Genomic DNA, 20,346 nt, shown 5'->3' on the forward strand with positions numbered 1-20,346 from the left:
AATTTCCTTGACAAAACCGCATGTCAAATTTAAGCTGCTGTTTATGAAGAATTTATCCATTATTATTCTATTCATAGCGTCCGCTCTTATTGCCTGTAATAGCCAAACATTTGCCATAGAGGCAGCACCCCACATCAGCGACCGGGAGATAGTGGAAAGGCTTACACGGCTTGAAGAAGGGCAGTCTGCTTTTCGCGGAGAAGTAAAACAACTCCGGGAAGACATAAATATCCAGTTTGGCCGTATAGATAAACAATTTGACCGCATAGATAAACAATTTGACCGGTTGGTCCATATAATGCTGGGCATCTTTGGCGCATTTGCGACGTTGTGTGGCGGCACAATATGGTTTGCCCTGTGGGACAGGCGCACCATGATACGTCCCTTTGAAGACAAGGTTAAGAAGATAGAGGACGACATAGCAACAAACCGTAACAAACTGCACACCCTCATAGATGCATTCAGAACCCTCAGCAAGACCGATGAAAAAGTCGCCGGCATCCTGAAGAAATTCAACCTGCTGTAAAACATAAATGAACCTTGACAGAAGATGTACGAAGTACGATTTGAACCATGAGCCACGAACCATGAGCCATGAGCTGGCGTAGACAGAACCAAACAAGCAGGAAATAAAAAATACGAAATTCGAAGTACGAAATACGAAACAAATTCAAAAATACAAAATCCCAATGAAAAAAACCGTAGTACTTTAGTCTTTTGAAACGGGAAATTATCATTTGTAGTGCGACGAACCTCGTCGCACTACATGACTACATCGTGCAGCAAACAATGTTTTTGTCATTGTATTTTTGTATTTCGGAACTTGTTTCGGATTTCGAGCGTCGTATTTCGTATTTTAACATTTTTAGCAGGTAGCCCATTATGCCGCATCTACACGTATTTGACACTCATGCATACGTCAAGAGGGTGTATCGAGATAGATCAAATTGAATTATGAAAAGAAGCTGGAGCTTCTGGTATAAGCGTATTCCCAAGCCGGAGCTTGGGAACAAGGGTGTGCGCCGGAGCTTGGGAACGAGAGAGACTGGGAACTAGAGATGCCTGGGAACGAGAGGTGTTCCCAGTCCCCAGTCTGCAATCCTCAATCTGTAATTTGCCGACTGCCGACTGCCGACTTCAGACCTCTGACTTCTGACTGCCGAGCCGATTGCCGATTGCCGATTGCCGATTGAAGACTGTTTCACCCTCGTTCCCAAGCCCCGGTGCACACCCTCGTTCCCAAGCTCCGGCTTGGGAACGTACATGCGGTAAAAGCGATGCTTTGCGTGGAAAATCATGAGGTCACGTTACAAAATAGTAAAAAACAGCAACCTGTATTTTATAACCTCTACAATTGTCGGGTGGCTACCGGTATTTACAGAAAAGATATTTTGCGACATCATAGTCAATTCGTTAACTTATTGCAGACAGAAAAAAGGGCTGCGATTGTTTGCTTATGTTGTAATGGATACCCATATACACCTCCTTGTTTCGTCAGAGGCGGCGTCTGAAATAATAAGAGATTTTAAGAGCTATACTGCGCGGGAAATTATACGGATAGCAAAAGAGAATCAGAGGAAGCGGCTTCTGAAACAGTTTGAATTTTACAAAAAAGGACACAAGGCGACCAGCGAATATCAGGTATGGCAGGAAGGATTCCACCCGCAGATGGTTGCGCAGGAGGATGTGCTTAGACAAAAGGTTGCATATATACATTGCAATCCTGTAAGAAGGGGGCTGGTAGAAGATGCCGGACATTGGGTTTATTCGAGCGCAGGGAATTACCTTTATGGCAAAGGATGTATCGAGATAGATCAAATTGAATTATGAAAAGAAGCTGGAGCTTCTGGTATAAGCGTATTCCCAAGCCGGAGCTTGGGAACAAGGGTGTACGCCGGAGCTTGGGAACAAGGGTGTACGCCGGAGCTTGGGAACGAGGGTGTGCGCCGGAGCTTGGGAACGAGAGAGACTGGGAACTAGAGATGCCTGGGAACGAGAGGTGTTCCCAGTCCCCAGTCTGCAATCCTCAATCTGTAATTTGCCGACTGCCGACTGCCGACTTCAGACCTCTGACTTCTGACTGCCGATTGCCGATTGAGGACTGTTTCACCCTCGTTCCCAAGTTCCGGTGCACACCCTCGTTCCCAAGCTCCGGCTTGGGAACGTACATGCGGTAAAAGCTATGCTTTGCGCGGAAAATCATGAGATCACGTTACAAAATAGTAAAAAACAGCAACCTGTATTTTATAACCTCTACAATTGTCGGGTGGCTACCGGTATTTACAGAAAAGATATTTTGCGACATCATAGTCAATTCGTTAACTTATTGCAGACAGAAAAAAGGGCTGCGATTGTTTGCTTATGTTGTAATGGATACCCATATACACCTTCTTGTTTCGTCAGAGGCGGTGTCTGGAATAATAAGAGATTTTAAGAGCTATACTGCGCGGGAAATTATACGGATAGCAAAAGAGAATCAGAGGAAGCGGCTTCTGAAACAGTTTGAATTTTATAAAAAAGGACACAAGGCTACCAGCGAATATCAGGTATGGCAGGAAGGATTCCACCCGCAGGTGGTTGCGCAGGAGGATGTGTTTAGACAAAAGGTTGCATATATACATTGCAATCCTGTAAGAAGGGGGCTGGTAGAAGATGCCGGACATTGGGTTTATTCGAGCGCAGGGAATTACCTTTATGGCAAAGGATGTATCGAGATAGATCAAATTGAATTATGAAAAGAAGCAGGAGCTTCTGGTATAAGCGTATTCCCAAGCCGGAGCTTGGGAACAAGGGTGTACGCCGGAGCTTGGGAACGAGGGTGTGCGCCGGAGCTTGGGAACGAGGGTGTGCGCCGGAGCTTGGGAACGAGGGTGTGCGCCGGAGCTTGGGAACGAGAGAGACTGGGAACTAGAGATGCCTGGGAACGAGAGGTGTTCCCAGTCCCCAGTCTGCAATCCTCAATCTGTAATTTGCCGACTGCCGACTTCTGCCCTATGACCTCTGGCTTCTGACTTCTGACTTCTGACTTCTGACTTCTGACTTCTGACTTCTGACTTCTGACTTCTGACTTCTGACTTCCAACGTTAACCCTTTAAAACGCTGTGTGTTACTCTTTTGTAAAGTTTGGGAAAAATTGATTTTTTAGTTGACTGTCATCTGATTGCGTGCTATATTCTGCGACACCGGGGTTTAGCTATACAGGGCATATTGTTAGGAATTACGATTTAAAAATCATAAATTAATAAAAAAAACCAAAGAAACCAAAGATTACCTAGCGCGGCCTTTGGCCGCAACCAAAAAGGTGATTTTTAGTTTATTATAAAGTATAGTAGTATCCTCGTAAATAGTAATCAGACAATTTGGAGGACACTACTTATGAATAAGTTGATGGAATTATATCGAGACAGGATCGTGGGTGCAATAAGCGGTCTGGACAGGATTCGTTTTCGCGGGACATTGCGGTGGTTGGCCAGTGAGCGTGGGATGGGAACATTCATGAACCAAGCGAGAATTCTGCTTAAGGATTTTTCCGGTTGGGTCAATGGGCTTACGGCACAGGTGCGAGACAGTTGTGAATCGCGGGCGAAAGATTTGGGTATCGAGGTGCGGTATTTGATGAGCAGCGGTGTTGATAAGGAGAAGTTGGCTCGCCAGATCGCGGCGGATAAGAGGATTACGGAAGGTTCCATCTGCCTGTTGAGTGTGGTAGAGCCTTGTATTGCGCCGATGGTCAAGGGCAACAAGGCCAGCAAGAAGCTCGAGTTGGTAATGGCGCCCCGCAAGTGTGTCTTTGTGTATCATTATTTTAACGATCCAGTGTTTGGTTTTGGTCATGTTCGTATCCAGAGTTGGGCGCCGTTTAATATTTTCATTTGTCTCAATGGTCGTCATTGGCTGGAGCGGCAACTTCAGAAGCAAGGTATTGATTATGTTAAGGACGGCAACTGTTTTGTGCGTATAGAGGATATTGCGGCTGCGCAGGTTCTGCTCCATGAGCAGCTTAAGACTGACTGGGCGAAGCTGCTGAACGGGCTTGCGTTGGGCAGTTGCCCGGCATTGTCGCAGATTCTTCGTCCGTTGGAACCGGAGTATTACTGGTCTGCGGATGAGACGGAGTGGGCGACGGACATCATGTTTAAATCGGTTGAGGCATTGGAGGAGTTGTTTCCATCGTTTGTTCATCATGCGATGCGGGTTTGCGACAGTTCTTCGGTGATGAAGTATTTGGGTAGGCGTAACCTTGCAGGCGCTGCCCCTGATGAGGTTATCAGCGACTATCGAAGACGCTATGAAGGTATACGGGTCAAGCACAGTGTGAATTATAATTCAGTGAAGATGTATAACAAGAGCGGTAGTCTCTTGCGTATTGAGACAACGATCAATAATACGCGGGACTTTAAGGTCTTTCGGAGTCCCAATGATGATGAAGGCAAACCGGCGTCATGGCAGAAGATGCGTAAGGGCGTAAGCGATCTTCATCGACGGTGTGAGGTGAGCCAACAATGCAATGATCGTTATGGGGATGCTTTGGCGGCGGCTCAGGTAGAGGAGAAACTGAAAGAAGTGGTGAGCAGCGCTTGTAACAAGGTTGTCAAAGAGGGCAAGAGGTATCGAGGTTTGAATCCCTGGCAGCAGGATGATTACCAGATGCTGATGTTCCTGTCCAAAGGCGAAAACGCGATAAATGGATTCCGCAACCATGATTTGCGTAAGTGGCTTTACCGGGAATCCGAACAATCCGGCAAGGATCAGCAAAAGAAATATTCCGGACGAACGACCCGACGGATAAAGATGCTGCGGGCACACGGTCTAATCCGCAAAGTTCCGAGGGCCAACCGCTATGTTTTGACGGAGAAAGGCCAGAAGTTCTCTTGTTCACTGATGACCGCTTCAGCCCTTGATATTAAAGCACTTACGGAAATGGCGGCATGAAAAACACGCATAAAAAACAAGAAATTGATGGATAGTAGTACAGATTAAAAAAATCTAAAATGTCTTAGCTTGTCTAATAGTTGAATACACAATCGTGCGTTATTATTTAGGAAAGGAGGGTGAATATAAGGAAGAAAGTAGTTGGTTTTTCTGCCAAGGCCTGCGCTATCGTTGCAGTGTAACGCGCAGAGAAACGCACGTGCAGTTTTCCCATCTCTTATCATAATTCGCATTCCTGAAAAGGAGGTGGTGTGATTTCGGAAGGGGGTCGTAGTACATTGGGAGTTATAAAATTATCATGATGTAATGTTGGGGCAGCCCTTGTGGCTGCCAATGTATGGGCGGTATTTTATTGGAAGTATATTCATGTTGGTCTTAGTAAAAGGAGATGTGTAGGATATGAAAAGACCTGGATTAAATTTAAAAGGCAATTGGTTAAGCATGGCAGGTGTTTTGTTTTTGATGCTGGCCCTGGTTATGGGCGTAGCGTCAAACGCAAAGGCCGCCACGGGGAGTTTTGATAGTGATCCCTATCTGCCTTCCCTGAATGACACGAACGATTTCGATCGTGCGTGGCTTTCGGTTACGGATACTTCTATCACAACAAGCACTACCGATGAGATTACCGTTACCGTAAAGGCCGGTTCTAACAGTATCTCATATGTGTTGTTGGAAACCGGGGCGACCAGCACGGTTTTTACCACCACGGGAAGCACGCAGCCCACTCAAACGGGTGTGGGCACCACCAGCGGTTATGTTGGTGATTTTGCGGGGAGTTACCTTTATCCGGCCTTGGGTACCGGTGTTTCTGCCCTCCAGTTGCATAATTTTGTGACGCAGACTGGCGGAAATGCCTCTTCAGGCACTAGTGGAAAGCTGAATGTTTCGGCCGGGTCCACGTTGGAGCTTCTTTACTCCGGATCCACTTTGGATACCGCAGTTATTGGTTTCCATGGCGCAAGCGACTCGATATCGTTTACGCAGGGTCCTGCATGGGGCGAAACGGCTGACAGCCCTAATTCCGCAGCCGCTAACATTATCATCTCTATCACCGATCCTGACGCAAATCTCAATCCGCTGATGAAGGATTGTATCGGTTTGCAGGATGGTTTTACTTCCGGCATAACTGGCACGGGATCATCGCGGGTGCAGGTTGAGGCGATAGACCAAAGTACCGGTTTGGCCTTAACGGTTGATAGTACGTCGGTGAAGTCGACGCATATAGTGTTGACGGAAACAGGCAACAGCACCGGCGTTTTCACGGCGAACGGTAAGGTTTATGGATCAACCACTGCCGGACAGTTGCATGGTAATCTTGCGATTACAGGAACGCAGTCTGCAGATAACAGGAGGTATTTGGGAAGCGGCACTGCGCGTGTGTCGGGAAATACTAACTATACTTATGATGGTGGGTTGGTTGCATTGGGAGATGTTACTATTGATGAGGCTGGAGCTGTGACCGTCGGCGATGGGCCTGGCGTAAGTTTCAAGATTTTAGAGATCACGAATTCTGGAAGAATTGCTCTTGTTGATGCAGGTCCAATGTCTTCTGGGTTTGTTGGAAATGGTGCCTTTGGTACTGTAACCTTGGCGTATGATGCAAACTCTACTGCTGCAAGTGCGAATTTTGATTCTGGTTGGGGTACGTCTTCGCTTTCCTCATCTAAGGTTGTTGCGGTTGGGACTAATACAACGCTTTTTGGCGACGGTAATAGTTCCGGGCATTTTGGAACAAATACAAGCGGTATCATTAAGCTGATAGATGGTACCGATTATTGTCTTGTGCAAATTTCAAGATGGAAGGGAACAGATACTGCTGGTGATTCTACCACCAATACATATGAAACACTTCAGGCAGGCGGCTCCGTTACCGTTTCCATCGATTCATTCCTCATGTCAGGCATAAGAGATGGTGATTCGATTAAGGTTTCCTATCTGGATCCTTTGACGACCAGCGGTACGGTAGGAACAGTTACCGGTACTCTGGCGTTTGGCTTGACAGGTGAAACCGGTGTGGTATCGGTCAGCGCGACAACGGTTGACATTAATGATTTCCTTACAGTTACCGTAGTTGATGGTAATTTGAACACAAGTTCCAACACAAAGGAATCGGTTGCCAGCGGCTCATGGCTAGGCACTACAACCGCTGAGAGAGGTGACCGTCTAACCGTTAAGGCATACTCGTCGGATTCAGACGGCGTGAGCAATAAGATTTCTTTGAGCTTCCCTGATGGAACATCCATCGGCAGTCAGACGTCCGCCGTAAGGATTTCTAATACGGGAAATACGCTGGTTTGGGTTCTCCCCACAAATGCCACTGTAGTAGGCAGCGGAGTTGCTCGCGGTACTGCGGGCAGTGTTACCTTTTCTTTGGGTACGCAGACCGTTGATACGAATACTCTGGTAAAAGGATCATCCAATGATGCGAAGAGCTTCCTGGGATCTGCGAACACGTCCTCCTTTGTTGCTACCCTTGATGGATTAGGCAATACGGTAGAGGTTTCTCCTGATGGTACACGATGGATAGCTGTTCCAGTGACCGAAACAGGCGTAAATTCAAGCACATTTGTCGGTACAATCGGGTTTGACTGGACGGCGGTTCGGATAACCACCAACACTGCAAAAACTACAGCGCAAACCTTTAGCGATTTTACCGGTACAAGCACCATTGATTTCCATGACACTCCTACACTTACAAGTGTGATTGGTACGGGTTCTGTGGTGAGAATTGCAGATGACGGATTCTCGGAATTTGCTGAAGTAACAAGCGTATCGGCAACAAAGCTGACGGTGACAAAGCTGTCAAATTCATTGTTCTATACGCCATGGAAGACGTTTGTAGGTGTAGTTGGCAATGATATGGATACTACCCGCATTGAATCGAATGTGTTTTATATTGGCGGTTATCACAAGGGCACGTATAGAGTCCGCTACAATGATCAGTTAAATAACGATGGGGCTTATGCGTCAGGGAGTACATTGGCTACAACTGCTGACAATGTATTGTTACAGACCTATGATGGTTCCTTGTCAGTTTCTCCTTCCGGAACGGTTGGACTTAACTCGGAAATCGTTGTAACGGTTGTTGATGAAGACTTGAATACATCAACTGCGGATAAACAGTCAACGATGAAAGATACTGCTGCATTATGGGCTGGAAACGTAAACGAGGTCGGCTTGGGAAGGCCTGGTTCAGGAACTGCGAATTCGAATGATAATGTAGTAACGCTGAAGGGTACCATAGCAAAGCAGCTTCTCGTAAGCCGCGCTACTACCGGGGTTGGCACGACCGATTTTAATTCTTCTACAAATACGATCGATGTCCTCCTGACGGAAACCGGAAACAATACCGGCACTTTTAAAGGTACATTCAAGTTGTCTGCAGGGTCTTCTACGGATAATAATGGAGCAGATAACAATGGTTTAAATCCTATTCTTAATGTTTCTAATGGTCATACGGTAACCATTTACTATAATGATTCGCCAAGTTCGACAAACGAAAATAACTTGATATCATACACCACGGTTGCCCTGTCTGCTCAAGGCGGCGTAGGAACCCTGGAAACGGACAAGGTAGAGGCCTTCCTGAGCGGTGATAGTGTCATTGTCACATTGATAGATAATGATCTAAATACCACTTCCGCTAAGGATACAGGATCGGTAAAGTTGAGGTCTTCTTCGGATAGCTCCGATGTAACTGGTGGATTGACACTTACAGAGAATGAAACTAGTTCCGGTACATTTATCGGTACATTCCAGACGGGTGCGACGAGTGCTGGTGGAACAATTCCAACAGTCAGGGCAGTAGCAGGTGGAAATATAACCGTAACGTATAGTGACGCGTCGCCTGCAGCGGATATTACGACTGTTGTAGACACGAAGAACTTTGGCGCTGTTCTTGAAGTGACGGATGCTGTGCCTCTTGAGGGCAACGCGGTTGTTTCCCTCTACGACCCGGAAACAAATACCTCAATATCCACAGCGAACGTTGTGAATGTGAATGTAGTATCTTCTACTGATTCTACCGGCACAACGCTGCGTTTGACTGAAACAGGTAACAACACCGGGTCGTTCCTTGGTACGATGGCTGTGAGTGCAAGCAATACGCTTGTAAATACACGCATCAAGGCTGCAACCGGAGATACGGTGACAGTATCATTCACTGATAATCCGGATGAGGATGGCAGTATTTCTGTTGTAACTGATACGGCTACGGTTGGTGAGGTCGCAACTCCGACACCGACGCCTACGGGAAGTGTTACCCCAACGACAACACCGACTGCATCACCAACGCCAACTGTATCTCCTATACCTGGAACCGGTTCGGTAGAAGGGTTTGTAACGGATGCGGCGACAGGGGATGGCATTGAAGGAGCGACGGTGCGTAATCAGTCAGGGATTTACACTGATACAACTGACGCGGATGGGTTCTACTCGATTGCGAATGTTGAAGCTGGAACTCGTACCTTTACCGCTGTGGCTCTCGGTTACGTTCCCTCAGCCCCTACTGCTATAGTAGTAACGGCAGGCGGGACAACAAACCTCGACTTTGCGTTGGTTGCTTCTGTTCAGGGAACACCAACAACAACGCCAACTGTGACGCCTCCGCCAACTGCGACATTGGTAGTTGTGGTTTCGGATGTAGATGGTCCGCTAGCAGGAGCTACGGTGACTGTTGATGGACAATCCGGAATTACTGATGCTAGCGGTGGAGCTACCTTTACCCTGGAAGCCGGTGATTACGAGGTTTCTGTGAGTGCAACTGACCATATCACATCGAATACAACGGTAACAGTGACGCCTCCGGTAACGATCCATGAAGTAACCTTAGATATTAAAAGTTGTGGGGAACCGGGTGAGGTAGAGGCTTCAAACGCTAAGGTAACACCGGATATCCTGGATCTTGTAAAAGGTGACAGTGAGGACGTTATAGTGCTGGTAACAGGTGATAATGAGTGCCCTGCACAAGGCGTGAAGGTAAAGAGGAAACTTACTTCGGCTAACAAGAAGAAGATTAAGGTAACGCCTGCCAGCCAAAAAACAGATAGAACTGGCCAGGCAACGTTTACCGTGAAAGCGAAGAAGAACAAAGGAAAAGCTAACGTGAAGTTTGGCGTAAAAGGCGTGAAAGTGACACCTAAAGTAAATGTGTCTCTATCAAAGTAAGAAAACGCCAATGTTAGTTAAGTAGTTAAGTAGTTAAGTAGTTTAAAAGGGGTGTTATGTCGAAAGATATAACACCCCTTTTTTTGTGGTTTTTAAGTAAGTTGGTAAAATCCCCAATTCCTTAAATCACATATTGCTATAAAGCCGTAATTAAAAAGAGTTTAACCACAAAGGGCACAAAGAATACAGAACACAAAGGGGCACGAAGAAAATCTTACAAAAAAAAGAGGTTTTTACAGGGTAATACCATAAGTTGCCGGCAAAAATAAAAAGAGGATAACGAACTGCAGTGAACTATTACCTAAAATCCAAAATTTAAAATCCCCAAATGGTTCTTGAAAAAGCATTACCCACATCTATAATGAACTATCATGATGAACCAATGACCAATAGTTGGACACAGATAAACGCTGATTAACACTGCTTTTTGAACGACATAAATAATCACAGGATGTGTAAAATAATTGCTGCTACAATAAAATTGTCAAACACTAACCACTGCTTTTAGAACGGAAGATATGATGAGCAACGAACTAGTTGAATACATAGCCGATGTACTACCTGATGGCCATTTGTCTATACCTGAAAAGATCAGGAAAAGATTAGAACGTATATCTAAAAAAAAGTCAGAGTTTATATTGATTTGAAAACTGAAAAAATAACAAAAAGGCGCCATCCTGCGTTTGGAATATGGGCGGATCGTTTATCAGAAGTTGATTCCGGAGAAGTAGCTAAGAAATTGAGGAAAAAGTTAGAAAGCAGGACTGATGGCTTTGTAATTATTCAGCGTAAACATTACACGACTCCCGGCGGGTTCAGGATATTTCGTGACGTAAGAAACGCCATATCGCGGGAGAAGCAAATTAAGGGTGGCTCAAGGGCTAAAAAAATGTAACTATTCAGCATAAACGATACACGGCTCGTTATGACGGTTTATGAGATTGCTTCGGAAAAGACCCTCGCAATGACAAGCGGATGTGCTTGCGATGACAAACGGATGCGCTCGCAATGACAAACGGATGCCCTTGTGTGCTGATAGCCATGAGCCAAATTACTATGAGCCATGAGCTATAAGAATGGTTCGTCGTGAGCTTAGCCGAACGGTTACAAATCTGAACCCTCAAATATAGTTTCCAGTGCCATTGTGTTCCCATGCAGATACTTCATTATGTTCAGTAAAAGGTTTGGGAACGAGTGTGTGCGTAAGACGCCCCCCATTGCCACCCAGTGGAGGGGAAATTATTGTGATTCGTAAAACTAAAACTAAAACTAAAACTAAAATTGTAATTCGTAAATAACAAATGGAAAGACATTTTGACCAACAATTAGGTGTTCTCCGGAGGAATCTTATCCAGATGGCCTCTGTCGTTGAGATGGCTATTTCAAACGCCGTTAAGTCATTAAAAGAAAGAGACAGCGACCTGGCGCACTCAGTGGTGATGCACGATGAGCAGGTGGATGATTTAGAACTGGAGATAGATAAGCAGTGCGTTGACCTGCTGGCTTTGCAACAGCCAATGGCGGTTGACCTCCGGTTTATAACCTCAGCGATGAAGATTACCAATAATCTCGAGAGGATGGGTGATCTTGCGGTAAACATAGCGGAGCGGGTTGTTCCTCTGAATCAGGAACCGCAGCTAAAACCCCTAATAGACATCCCAATGATGGCAACTATTGCGCAAACTATGGTGAAAGACAGCATTGATGCGTTTGTGAATAAAGATACCACCCTTGCGCAGGCGGTTTGCCAGCGCGATTCCACGGTTGATGCCCTCAATGACCAGATATTTCGCGAATTACTGACATATATGATGGAAGACCCTGGGAATATTATACGGGCAGTGCACCTGATGTTTATTTCGCGCCATTTGGAAAGAATCGCCGACCATTCCACCAATATAGCGGAAGAAGTGGTGTATATTGTAAGGGCAACGGTCGTTAAACACCGGAAGCATAGGTTAAGCGAGTTATGAGAGGTTTTCAGGTTTCACGGTTGAAAACCTTTGAACCGCGAATGGGCGCTAATATTGAGGAATGATTTGTGGAAATAAAATTCTCACGGCACGCTAAAAGAAGGGCAAGATTATATAAAATATCAGAGTCAACAATTATAAAGATTTTAGAAGGTAAAGAATTATCTCAAGGAAGGCATGAGATTATAGAAAGTGCAGAAGGATTTAAGTATCCACTGAAAATTACAATTGTCGTGGAGAAGAGTATAATAACAGTAATAACAAACTATCCTTTGAAGAATGGGAGGAAAAAATGAAAGTGTATTACGACAATGAAGCAGATGCTTTGTATTTGAGGCTGGGGGATGAAACGCCGGATGGGGTTATAGAAATTTCAGAAGGAGTTAATGTGGATACAACTTCGGAGGGAAAAATTGTGGGTATAGAAATGCTGGATGCTTCTAAAAAAATAGATTTAAGGACAGTGCTCTCTTACTCACTTGAATTTGACGAAGATTTAATAACACTAAAGACGTAACAACAAGGCAAAGGGGAACCACAGATTACGCAGACTAAAAAAATCGTCACAAGTTTACAATTGACCAAAGACCAAAAGGAGGAGTATGTTACTACCTCAGGCAGGCTTGCAATCTGAACCCGCCATGAATGAGTTGGGGCTAAAAAACATAGGTGTTTGATAATTTTAGAAAATAATTATTCGCATTTATCGTTCAAATCTGTATTCCGATTGTTTCTTGTGAGAGCGATAGAATGAAGAGGGAAGATATTATAAGTTTTATTTCTGAACACAAAGCTGAATTTGAACAAAGGTTTGGCGTTAAAAAGATAGGTCTCTTTGGCAGTTACGCAAGAGACGAGGGCCGGGAGGGGAGCGATATTGATATTGTGGTTGAACTTAAAAAGCCCGACCTGTTTTGTCTGATAGGCATCAAGCAGGCTGTCGAGGAATCTCTTGGCAACAGGGTTGATATTGTTCGTCTCCGGGATAAAATGAACAAGACATTGAGGCGCAGGATAGAGCGAGATGTCGTCTATGTTTGATAAGGAACTTGATCCCGCAGATTTGTAAGGACACGTCATGGCGTGTCCCTACAAATTGTTGCTCATTTGCCTCTATTCTTTTACATTGAACATTGAATATTAATTTTCAAAAAGGTGCGAACGGGGCTTTTCGCGGTGTTTTTTCAAAAATCTAAAGTGTTACTAGTCGTTGGGTTTCGTTACCCGACACAACCTCAAGGACTACGGGACTGTAGCCATGAGCCATGAGCCATGGACATCCACTACTATAACCATGTCAAAATCAAAGGCATTCTATCTGCTGCTGCTGCTGCTTGTTGTTATTACATTCTGCGTATTTCTCAATGCCATTCCAAATGGTTTTGTCTATGATGATATCAGCGTTATCGAAGAGAATTATTTCATAAAATCACCCGGGAATCTTCCAAAAATATTCAGCAAAGAGTATTTCTCCCTTTCCAATGAGTTGAGCTATCGTCCCGTTGTTACCTTAAGTTATTTTCTGGATTATGCGGTATGGGGGCTCAATCCCTTCGGCTATCACCTGTCCAATGTCGCGATACATGCGTTCAACGTCCTTATGTTCTGTATATTGGTGAATAATCTGGTGAAGTCGCGGTCGATTGCATTCTTTGCCGCGCTAATATTTTCGATTCATCCGTGCGTAACCGAAGCGGTAAACGCTATTAGTTACCGGGAAGATTTACTTGTTGCCGGCTTCTCTTTCCTGTCATGCATTTTCCTTATAAAATCACTAAAAACATGTTCAAAAGATAAGCCATTGCCGGCAGATGACGGGTCGCATTTGAGAAAGGGGTTTTTTTAATAATCGGACTGCTCTTTTATATGCTTGCCTTGTTTTCCAAGGAAAGCGCAATAGTACTGCCGGTATTCATCATTTTGTACCGGTTGCTGTGCGGCATACCATATCTGAAAAGGTATTATGTAAAAATACTTTTGGGATACGCGTTCGTGTCGTTTTTTTTCATTCTCGTGCGTTTCTCCCTGTTGAAAAACCCAAGGCTTGTTTCGGTTGCGTATTATGAAAAGAGTTTTTGGATAAGCGGTATGACGATGGTCAAGGTGGTGGCATATTATGTAAAACAAATGTTTTTACCCATACACTTGAATGCCGATTATAAAGCAATTCCAGTACGCACGCTCTCCGACATGTCATTTCTCATAAGCGTTTTTTTTCTTGTGGCGGTAGGCGTGATTGTTTTTAGGATAATAAAACACTCCCGCATACAGGGACTGTTTGCACTGTGTTTTTTTGCCGCCTTATTGCCCGTGATGAATATTATTCCCATCGGGCATATTATGGCGGAGAGATATTTATATCTTCCGGTTGCAGGGTTTTGCGGAGTGACAGGCTGCGTTATAGGCCGCTGGTTTCCCAGTAACATCCCGGCTGGCAGCAGGACAGGGTTATTTTTGACCGATAGGCAGGCATTGAAGAGACGCGCCGGTATCATTGCCATTGCAGCAGTAGTGGTTATTTCGTTTGCCCTAAGAACAGTGCTAAGGAACAATGACTGGCGGGACGAATACACCTTCTGGACAAAGATTGCGAAAGAGCAGCCGGATAATCATGATGCGCATAACAATCTTGGGGTATTTTATTACAAGCATGGTGACCTTGACCGGGCAATCGGGGAGTTGGAGAGGGCCGTTCTCCTGAAGAATGATTATCCGGAGGGACACAATAGTCTGGGCACCATGTATATTGATAAAGGGCTTACTGACAAGGCGATTTCCGAGTTTTCCTGGCAATACACTATGACCCGGCATCTTCCTATGCCTACTATAATATGGGGAATGCCTATTTTGATAAAAATGCACTGGATGAGTGCATTGTGTTTTTTAACAAGGCGATTCAGCTCAACATGCATAAGCCGCAGGTATTTAACAATCTTGGCAGCGCTTATCTGAAAAAGGGGATTTATATCTTCCGGTTGCAGGGTTTTGCGGAGTGACAGGCTGCGTTATAGGCCGCTGGTTTCCCGGTAATATCCCGGCAGGCAGCAGGACGGGGTTGTTTTTGCCCGATAGGCAGGCATTGAAGAGACGCGCCGGTATCATTGCCATTGCAGCAGTAGTGGTTATTTCGTTTGCCCTAAGAACAGTGCTAAGGAACAATGACTGGCGGGACGAATACACCTTCTGGACAAAGATTGCGAAAGAGCAGCCGGATAATCATGATGCGCATAACAATCTTGGGGTATTTTATTACAAGCATGGTGACCTTGACCGGGCAATCGGGGAGTTGGAGAGGGCCGTTCTCCTGAAGAATGATTATCCGGAGGGACACAATAGTCTGGGCACCATGTATATTGATAAAGGGCTTACTGACAAGGCGATTTCCGAGTTTTCCAAGGCAATACACTATGACCCGGCATCTTCCTATGCCTACTATAATATGGGGAATGCCTATTTTGATAAAAATGCACTGGATGAGTGCATTGTGTTTTTTAACAAGGCGATTCAGCTCAACATGCATAAGCCGCAGGTATTTAACAATCTTGGCAGCGCTTATCTGAAAAAGGGGAATCTTGACGCCGCTATTGCGCAGTACCGGAAGGCATTATATATTTACCCGGGGTATGCTGAAGCGCACAGTAATTTAGGCTTCATTTATACAGAGACAAATCGTTTTGAAGAGGCGCTGAGCGAATTAAAAAAAGCCTTGAGGTTGAATCCCGACCACGCCAATGCGCACAATAATCTGGGGGCATTGTATTGCCGGCAAGGGTTATGGGATTTGGCAGAGATGGAATTTTTGAGTTCGATAAGGGCAAATCCCCGGAATATTGGCGCACGTAAGAATCTGGGGATCATTTATTTTCAACAGGGGAAAAAGCAGGAGGCAAGGGAACAGCTCCTGCATGTCCTGAAGGATGATATCAACCATGTAAATGAGCCGGGTTTTTTTTCCATAGCGGAGCAGTTAGGGCTTGTTAAGATACGTGAAGATGATTAATGGCTCATGGCTGATGGCTGGTGGCTCATGGCTAATTGCTCATGGTACAAATTGTAAATCGTATTTCGTACCTCTAAAACCGTACCTCGTGTATTTCCTCTTGGATGCCAAGCCTTTTTATGATTGTTTCGAGTGATTCTTTTCCCTGCGTGGCCAATATTTCCAGGGTTCCTTTTTGTGACGTAGTACGAAGATTTCTTTCCAGCAGACTTTTTACTTTTCTGGCAACAATCTTTGCGGGGTCAATTAAATGAAGGCAGGGCCTTAGCAGCGCAAAATATTCATTTAAAAAAGGAAGGTGTGTGCTTGAAAGTGTAATTGTGTCGACCATGTTATCCGTCTCTTCCAACAGTGAAAGCTCTTCGGAGATTATTCTGAGGCTTTTATCCTTATTTGACAAAAAATCTCCCGTTTCCACAAGCTCTACCATCCGTGAGGCATTCCACTTTATGATTTTTGCCGATGCCGGAATCTTCTGCGAGTGTATGTACTCGTCCAGTTCGGAACTCATTACCGTGTTTTGCGTTGCCAAAATGGCGATGTGTCCTGTTTTGGAGACACTTACAGCTTCATTGACCGGAGGAAATACGCCGATAACGTCAACCGCCCCTTTTTTCAATTCATGAAGCACCTGAATGGAAGGCGTGTTGGAGGCAAGCACAATGAGTTTTGGGGTGAAATTTTTCGAAAGATACTCTATGGTGTTCCGGATAATGCGTAACAATTCATCGTGTGTTTTTTTTCCATAAGGAAAATGTTTTTTATCTGCGAGGTAGATATAATTCTCGCCGGGCAAGGCATTTCTGATTTCCTTTATTATTGAAAGGCTCCCCACCCCTGAATCAAATATTGCTATTGGGTCGTCGATAGTCATAAATGGATATTTTTAAATAAAATGAAGGGTTTTACGGCTGAAAACCCCTGAACCGTTGAACATGGAACCTATCCTTGTTGAAGTATACCTTCATAAAAACGGTTATGCAAAAAAAACTACCTCTGCTGGTTGCAAAAGGTACTCCCAGCTTGTCATTGTGAGGGTATCAACTTGTCATTGCGAAGTAGCACGGGTAGCCAAGTGGCTTCAGCAGCGCCCTGCGGGTTCCAAAATGTCCCAACTTGTCATTGCGAGGGAGGGTCTTTTCCGAAGCAATCTTTTTTATAATGCCAGATTCAATCAAGGTAATTGTAATGGATAAATTATACTCCGTTTACATAATGGCGAATAAAATTAATACAGTACTCTACACATGGGTTCCGAATAATCTTAAAAGAAGAGTATATGGGCATAGAGAGAAGAGGGTCGAGGTCTCTTATGACGGATATTATGAGGTTGCTTCGGAAAAGACCCTCGCAATGACAAGCGGATGCTTTCGCAAAGACAAGCGGATGCCCTTCAAAGACAAGCTGATGTCCTCGCAATGACAATCTGATACTGTTCAGGTTTGCAACCGTTCGGCTGAGCTTACGACGAAAACTGAACCCGCCGGAGGTATACTAATGAAAACCCCTGAACCGTTGAACATGGAACCCATCCTTGTTGAAGTATACCTTCATAAAAATGGTTATGCAAAAAAGACTACTACCTCTGCGGGTTCCTAAAGGTACTCTCAGCTTTTGTCATTGCGCGAAGTAGCACGGGTAGCCAAGTGGCTTCAGCAGCGCCCTGCGGGTTCCAAAATGTCCCAACTTGTCATTGCGAGGGTCTTTTCCGAAGCAATCTTTTTTATAATGCCAGATTCAATCAAGGTAATTGTAATGGATAAATTAGACTCCGTTTACATAATGACGAATAAAATTAATACAGTGCTCTACACATGGGTTCCGAATAATCTTAAAAGAAGAGTATATGGGCATAGAGAGAAGAGGGTCGAGGTCTCTTATGACGGATATTATGAGGTTGCTTCGGAAAAGACCCTCGCAATGACAAGCTGACGCCCCTCGCAATGACAATCTGATACTGTTCAGGTTTGCAACCGTTCGGCTGAGCTCACGACGAAACCTGAACCCGCCGGAGGTATACCAAGCTTGCAAAGACCATGTTGTTTACATTGAACATCAATTTTCAAAACCGTGCAACTCATGTTACGCAGTAAGAAAAATGTTCAATATTCAAATCTCAAATAGTTGATTATTTGCCTTTATTCTTTTCCTCACCCAAACCTGAATACATAGCGCATTTCAGCCATTTTTTAAGCTGAAGAGATATTTATAATGGCATAATATGTTGAATAATAAGGATACGGCAGTAAAATGGTGCAGACAAAGGCAGCGCCGGAAGATATAATTCCTATGGAGGACGGGGATTTTAGCGATTTTTAAGATGGCTGATGGCTGATGGCTCCCGGCTTGTCATTGCGAGGGTCTTTTCCGAAGCAATCTTTTTTATAATGCCAGATCAATCAAGGTGATTGTAATGGATAAATTATACTCTGTTTACATAATGACGAATAAAAATAATACCGTACTCTACACAGGGGTTACGAACAATCTTAAAAGAAGAGTATATGAGCATAGAGAGAAGAGGGTCGAGGGGTTTACAAAAAAGTACAATGTTACAAAGTTAGTATACTACGAGATATTTCGTGACGTAAGAAACGCCATATTCCGGGAGAAGCAAATTAAAGGTGGCTCAAGGGCTAAAAAAATAGAATTAATTAATGGAATGAATGCAGGATGGAAGGATCTCTATGACGGTTTATGAGGTTGCTTCGGAAAAGACCCTCGCAATGACAAACGTGATAATTGTGGATGTACAGTAAATGTTGAAAAAACCCATAAGCCATAAGCCATGAGCTATGAGCTATGAGCCATGAGCTATGAGCCGTATGAGATTTTAAATTCTAAATTTGCACTCGTTCAAAGTCTGCCAGCTTGGGAACGGGCGTTTTTGATGGCGCATACAAAGACAGCGCCGGGGGGAAATAATTTCTATGGAAGGCAGAAGAAAGATACTTATTATGGGTGCTGCGGGAAGGGATTTTCATAACTTCAATGTCTGCTTTCGCGACAATCATGCATATGACGTAGTTGCCTTCACTGCGGCACAAATCCCTAATATTGAAGGGAGGCAATATCCCCCTTCACTGTCAGGAAAGCACTATCCAAACGGCATTCCCATTGAATCTGAACAAAAATTGTCCTTTCTGATAAAATCGTATGCCATAGATGAAGTTGTCTTTTCTTACAGCGACGTTTCGCATGAATATGTTATGCACAAGGCGTGTATGGTGAATGCCGCGGGAGCTGCTTTCACCCTCCTTGCCCCACAAAAAACCATGTTGAAGAGCAATAAACCTGTTATTGCAATATGCGCGGTGAGGACGGGGTGCGGTAAAAGTTCGGTTTCCCGGAGAGTTTGTGAGATTGTTAAGGGGCTGGGAAAGAAGCCTGTGGTAATAAGACATCCCATGCCTTACGGCGATCTTTTTAAACAGCGTTTACAGCGCTTTACCACGTACGATGATTTCAGGAAGTATGACTGTACCATAGAAGAAATTGAAGAATATGAACCCCATGTGGAACAAAACACTACTGTTTATGCAGGAGTTGACTACAAAGATATTCTGGAAGCGGCAGAAAAAGAAGCCGACGTCATTGTATGGGACGGAGGCAATAATGATACCCCTTTTTACCTTCCGGATTTGTACATCACTGTTGCAGACCCCCACAGGCCAGGCCATGAACTTTCTTACTATCCGGGTGAAACAAACCTCCTTCTTGCGGAGGTTATTATTATCAGCAAGGTGGACACCGCAAAACCGGAAAATATACGCAGGGTAAGGGAAAATATACAAAAGTCGAATCCCGGTGCAACGATCATTGACGCTGCAATGCCGGTGACGGTTGAAGATATCAGCCTGATAAAAGGCAAACGTGTGCTGGTGATTGAAGACGGTCCTACCCTTACGCATGGAGGCATGTCCTTTGGCGCGGGAGTACTTGCTGCCCGGCAATATGGTGCTTTGGAAATTATTGATCCAAGACCCTACGCCGTAGGGTCGATTCACGAAACATACAGGAAATATCCCCACATGGAAAACCTGCTGCCTGCTATGGGATACGGGCGGAAACAGGTTGAGGAATTAAGCGCATCCATCAACCGCACGCCGTGCGATACCGTACTTATTGGAACTCCCATAGATCTGAGAAAAATAATCCGTATCGATAAACCTGCAGAACGAGTACGTTACGGCATGCAGGAAACAGGCGAACCTCAACTCGAAAAGATTATCAGGGCAAAACTCCGTAACTTCTCAATAAATTGAGATAAACAAC

19 protein-coding genes are annotated in these 20,346 nt (G+C 44.7%); 17 read left to right on the forward strand and 2 right to left on the reverse strand.

Translation table 11 applies throughout. The annotated features are described in order from the left end of the window. Positions 1–43: 43 nt before the first annotated feature. Positions 44–526, forward strand: a complete 483-nt coding sequence (locus M5U24_RS17365; RefSeq protein WP_099324572.1) for a hypothetical protein — start codon at positions 44–46, stop codon at positions 524–526. A 526-nt stretch (positions 527–1,052) separates the two neighbouring features. Here the strand turns inward: M5U24_RS17365 and M5U24_RS17370 are convergent. Then, positions 1,053–1,298, reverse strand: a complete 246-nt coding sequence (locus tag M5U24_RS17370; protein ID WP_298203138.1) for a hypothetical protein — start codon at positions 1,296–1,298, stop codon at positions 1,053–1,055. Between M5U24_RS17370 and M5U24_RS17375 the strand changes: the two genes are divergently transcribed. The 12 genes from M5U24_RS17375 (at position 1,297) to M5U24_RS17430 (ending at position 16,071) form a co-directional block, all read left to right on the forward strand. Further along, the gene (locus M5U24_RS17375; protein WP_099324571.1) at positions 1,297–1,830 is read left to right on the forward strand and encodes a transposase; all 534 of its coding nucleotides are present in this window, start codon (positions 1,297–1,299) and stop codon (positions 1,828–1,830) included. The two genes, M5U24_RS17370 and M5U24_RS17375, sit on opposite strands and share 2 nt — an antisense overlap. Positions 1,831–2,201: 371 nt before the next feature. Then, entirely contained in the window at positions 2,202–2,735 is a 534-nt protein-coding gene (locus M5U24_RS17380; RefSeq protein WP_099324570.1) for a transposase, read from the forward strand. 640 nt (positions 2,736–3,375) lie between these two features. Continuing rightward, positions 3,376–4,932 (forward strand): hypothetical protein, encoded by a 1,557-nt coding sequence (locus M5U24_RS17385; RefSeq protein WP_099323647.1) that lies wholly within the window; start codon positions 3,376–3,378, stop codon positions 4,930–4,932. Between the two features lie 399 nt (positions 4,933–5,331). After that, positions 5,332–10,098: a carboxypeptidase-like regulatory domain-containing protein gene (locus tag M5U24_RS17390; RefSeq protein ID WP_298203140.1), complete on the forward strand. Its 4,767-nt coding sequence runs from the start codon at positions 5,332–5,334 to the stop codon at positions 10,096–10,098. A gap of 643 nt (positions 10,099–10,741) precedes the next feature. Continuing rightward, positions 10,742–10,993, forward strand: coding sequence for a hypothetical protein (locus tag M5U24_RS17395; protein ID WP_099324568.1), 252 nt, complete (start codon positions 10,742–10,744; stop codon positions 10,991–10,993). Between the two features lie 406 nt (positions 10,994–11,399). Beyond that, positions 11,400–12,071, forward strand: coding sequence for a phosphate signaling complex protein PhoU (gene phoU, locus M5U24_RS17400; RefSeq protein WP_099324567.1), 672 nt, complete (start codon positions 11,400–11,402; stop codon positions 12,069–12,071). A gap of 68 nt (positions 12,072–12,139) precedes the next feature. Continuing rightward, positions 12,140–12,367 carry a hypothetical protein gene (locus M5U24_RS17405; RefSeq protein ID WP_099324566.1) on the forward strand — a complete coding sequence of 76 codons (228 nt, stop codon included), beginning with the start codon at positions 12,140–12,142 and terminating at the stop codon, positions 12,365–12,367. Further along, complete coding sequence (locus tag M5U24_RS17410; protein WP_099324565.1) at positions 12,364–12,588, forward strand: DUF2283 domain-containing protein; 225 nt, start codon at positions 12,364–12,366, stop codon at positions 12,586–12,588. Before M5U24_RS17405 ends, M5U24_RS17410 begins: the two co-directional genes overlap by 4 nt. A gap of 233 nt (positions 12,589–12,821) precedes the next feature. Then, positions 12,822–13,112 (forward strand): nucleotidyltransferase domain-containing protein, encoded by a 291-nt coding sequence (locus M5U24_RS17415; RefSeq protein ID WP_099324564.1) that lies wholly within the window; start codon positions 12,822–12,824, stop codon positions 13,110–13,112. A gap of 217 nt (positions 13,113–13,329) precedes the next feature. Then, a complete protein-coding gene (locus M5U24_RS17420; protein WP_298203141.1) occupies positions 13,330–13,917 on the forward strand; it encodes a hypothetical protein in 588 nt (195 codons plus the stop codon). Between the two features lie 20 nt (positions 13,918–13,937). Further along, on the forward strand, positions 13,938–15,023 hold the full coding sequence (locus M5U24_RS17425) for a tetratricopeptide repeat protein (RefSeq protein WP_298203142.1): 1,086 nt from the start codon (positions 13,938–13,940) through the stop codon (positions 15,021–15,023). Positions 15,024–15,063: 40 nt separating this feature from the next. Continuing rightward, positions 15,064–16,071, forward strand: a complete 1,008-nt coding sequence (locus tag M5U24_RS17430; protein ID WP_298203143.1) for a tetratricopeptide repeat protein — start codon at positions 15,064–15,066, stop codon at positions 16,069–16,071. A 73-nt stretch (positions 16,072–16,144) separates the two neighbouring features. Here the strand turns inward: M5U24_RS17430 and murI are convergent, their stop codons facing one another. Further along, on the reverse strand, positions 16,145–16,945 hold the full coding sequence (gene murI, locus M5U24_RS17435; protein ID WP_099324562.1) for a glutamate racemase: 801 nt from the start codon (positions 16,943–16,945) through the stop codon (positions 16,145–16,147). A gap of 287 nt (positions 16,946–17,232) precedes the next feature. Here murI and M5U24_RS17440 point away from each other — a divergent pair, with 287 nt between their 5' ends. From M5U24_RS17440 to M5U24_RS17455, 4 genes are all read left to right on the forward strand, one after another. Continuing rightward, complete coding sequence (locus M5U24_RS17440; protein WP_169703892.1) at positions 17,233–17,493, forward strand: hypothetical protein; 261 nt, start codon at positions 17,233–17,235, stop codon at positions 17,491–17,493. A gap of 192 nt (positions 17,494–17,685) precedes the next feature. Then, a complete protein-coding gene (locus M5U24_RS17445; RefSeq protein WP_298203145.1) occupies positions 17,686–18,003 on the forward strand; it encodes a hypothetical protein in 318 nt (105 codons plus the stop codon). A gap of 481 nt (positions 18,004–18,484) precedes the next feature. Next, positions 18,485–18,772, forward strand: coding sequence for a GIY-YIG nuclease family protein (locus M5U24_RS17450; RefSeq protein WP_099326996.1), 288 nt, complete (start codon positions 18,485–18,487; stop codon positions 18,770–18,772). Between the two features lie 229 nt (positions 18,773–19,001). Then, positions 19,002–20,336, forward strand: coding sequence for a cyclic 2,3-diphosphoglycerate synthase (locus tag M5U24_RS17455; RefSeq protein ID WP_197705363.1), 1,335 nt, complete (start codon positions 19,002–19,004; stop codon positions 20,334–20,336). Positions 20,337–20,346 lie beyond the last annotated feature (10 nt).

The organism is Candidatus Kuenenia sp., assembly GCF_027493735.1.
GTDB classification, from domain to species: Bacteria; Planctomycetota; Brocadiia; order Brocadiales; family Brocadiaceae; genus Kuenenia; species Kuenenia stuttgartiensis_A.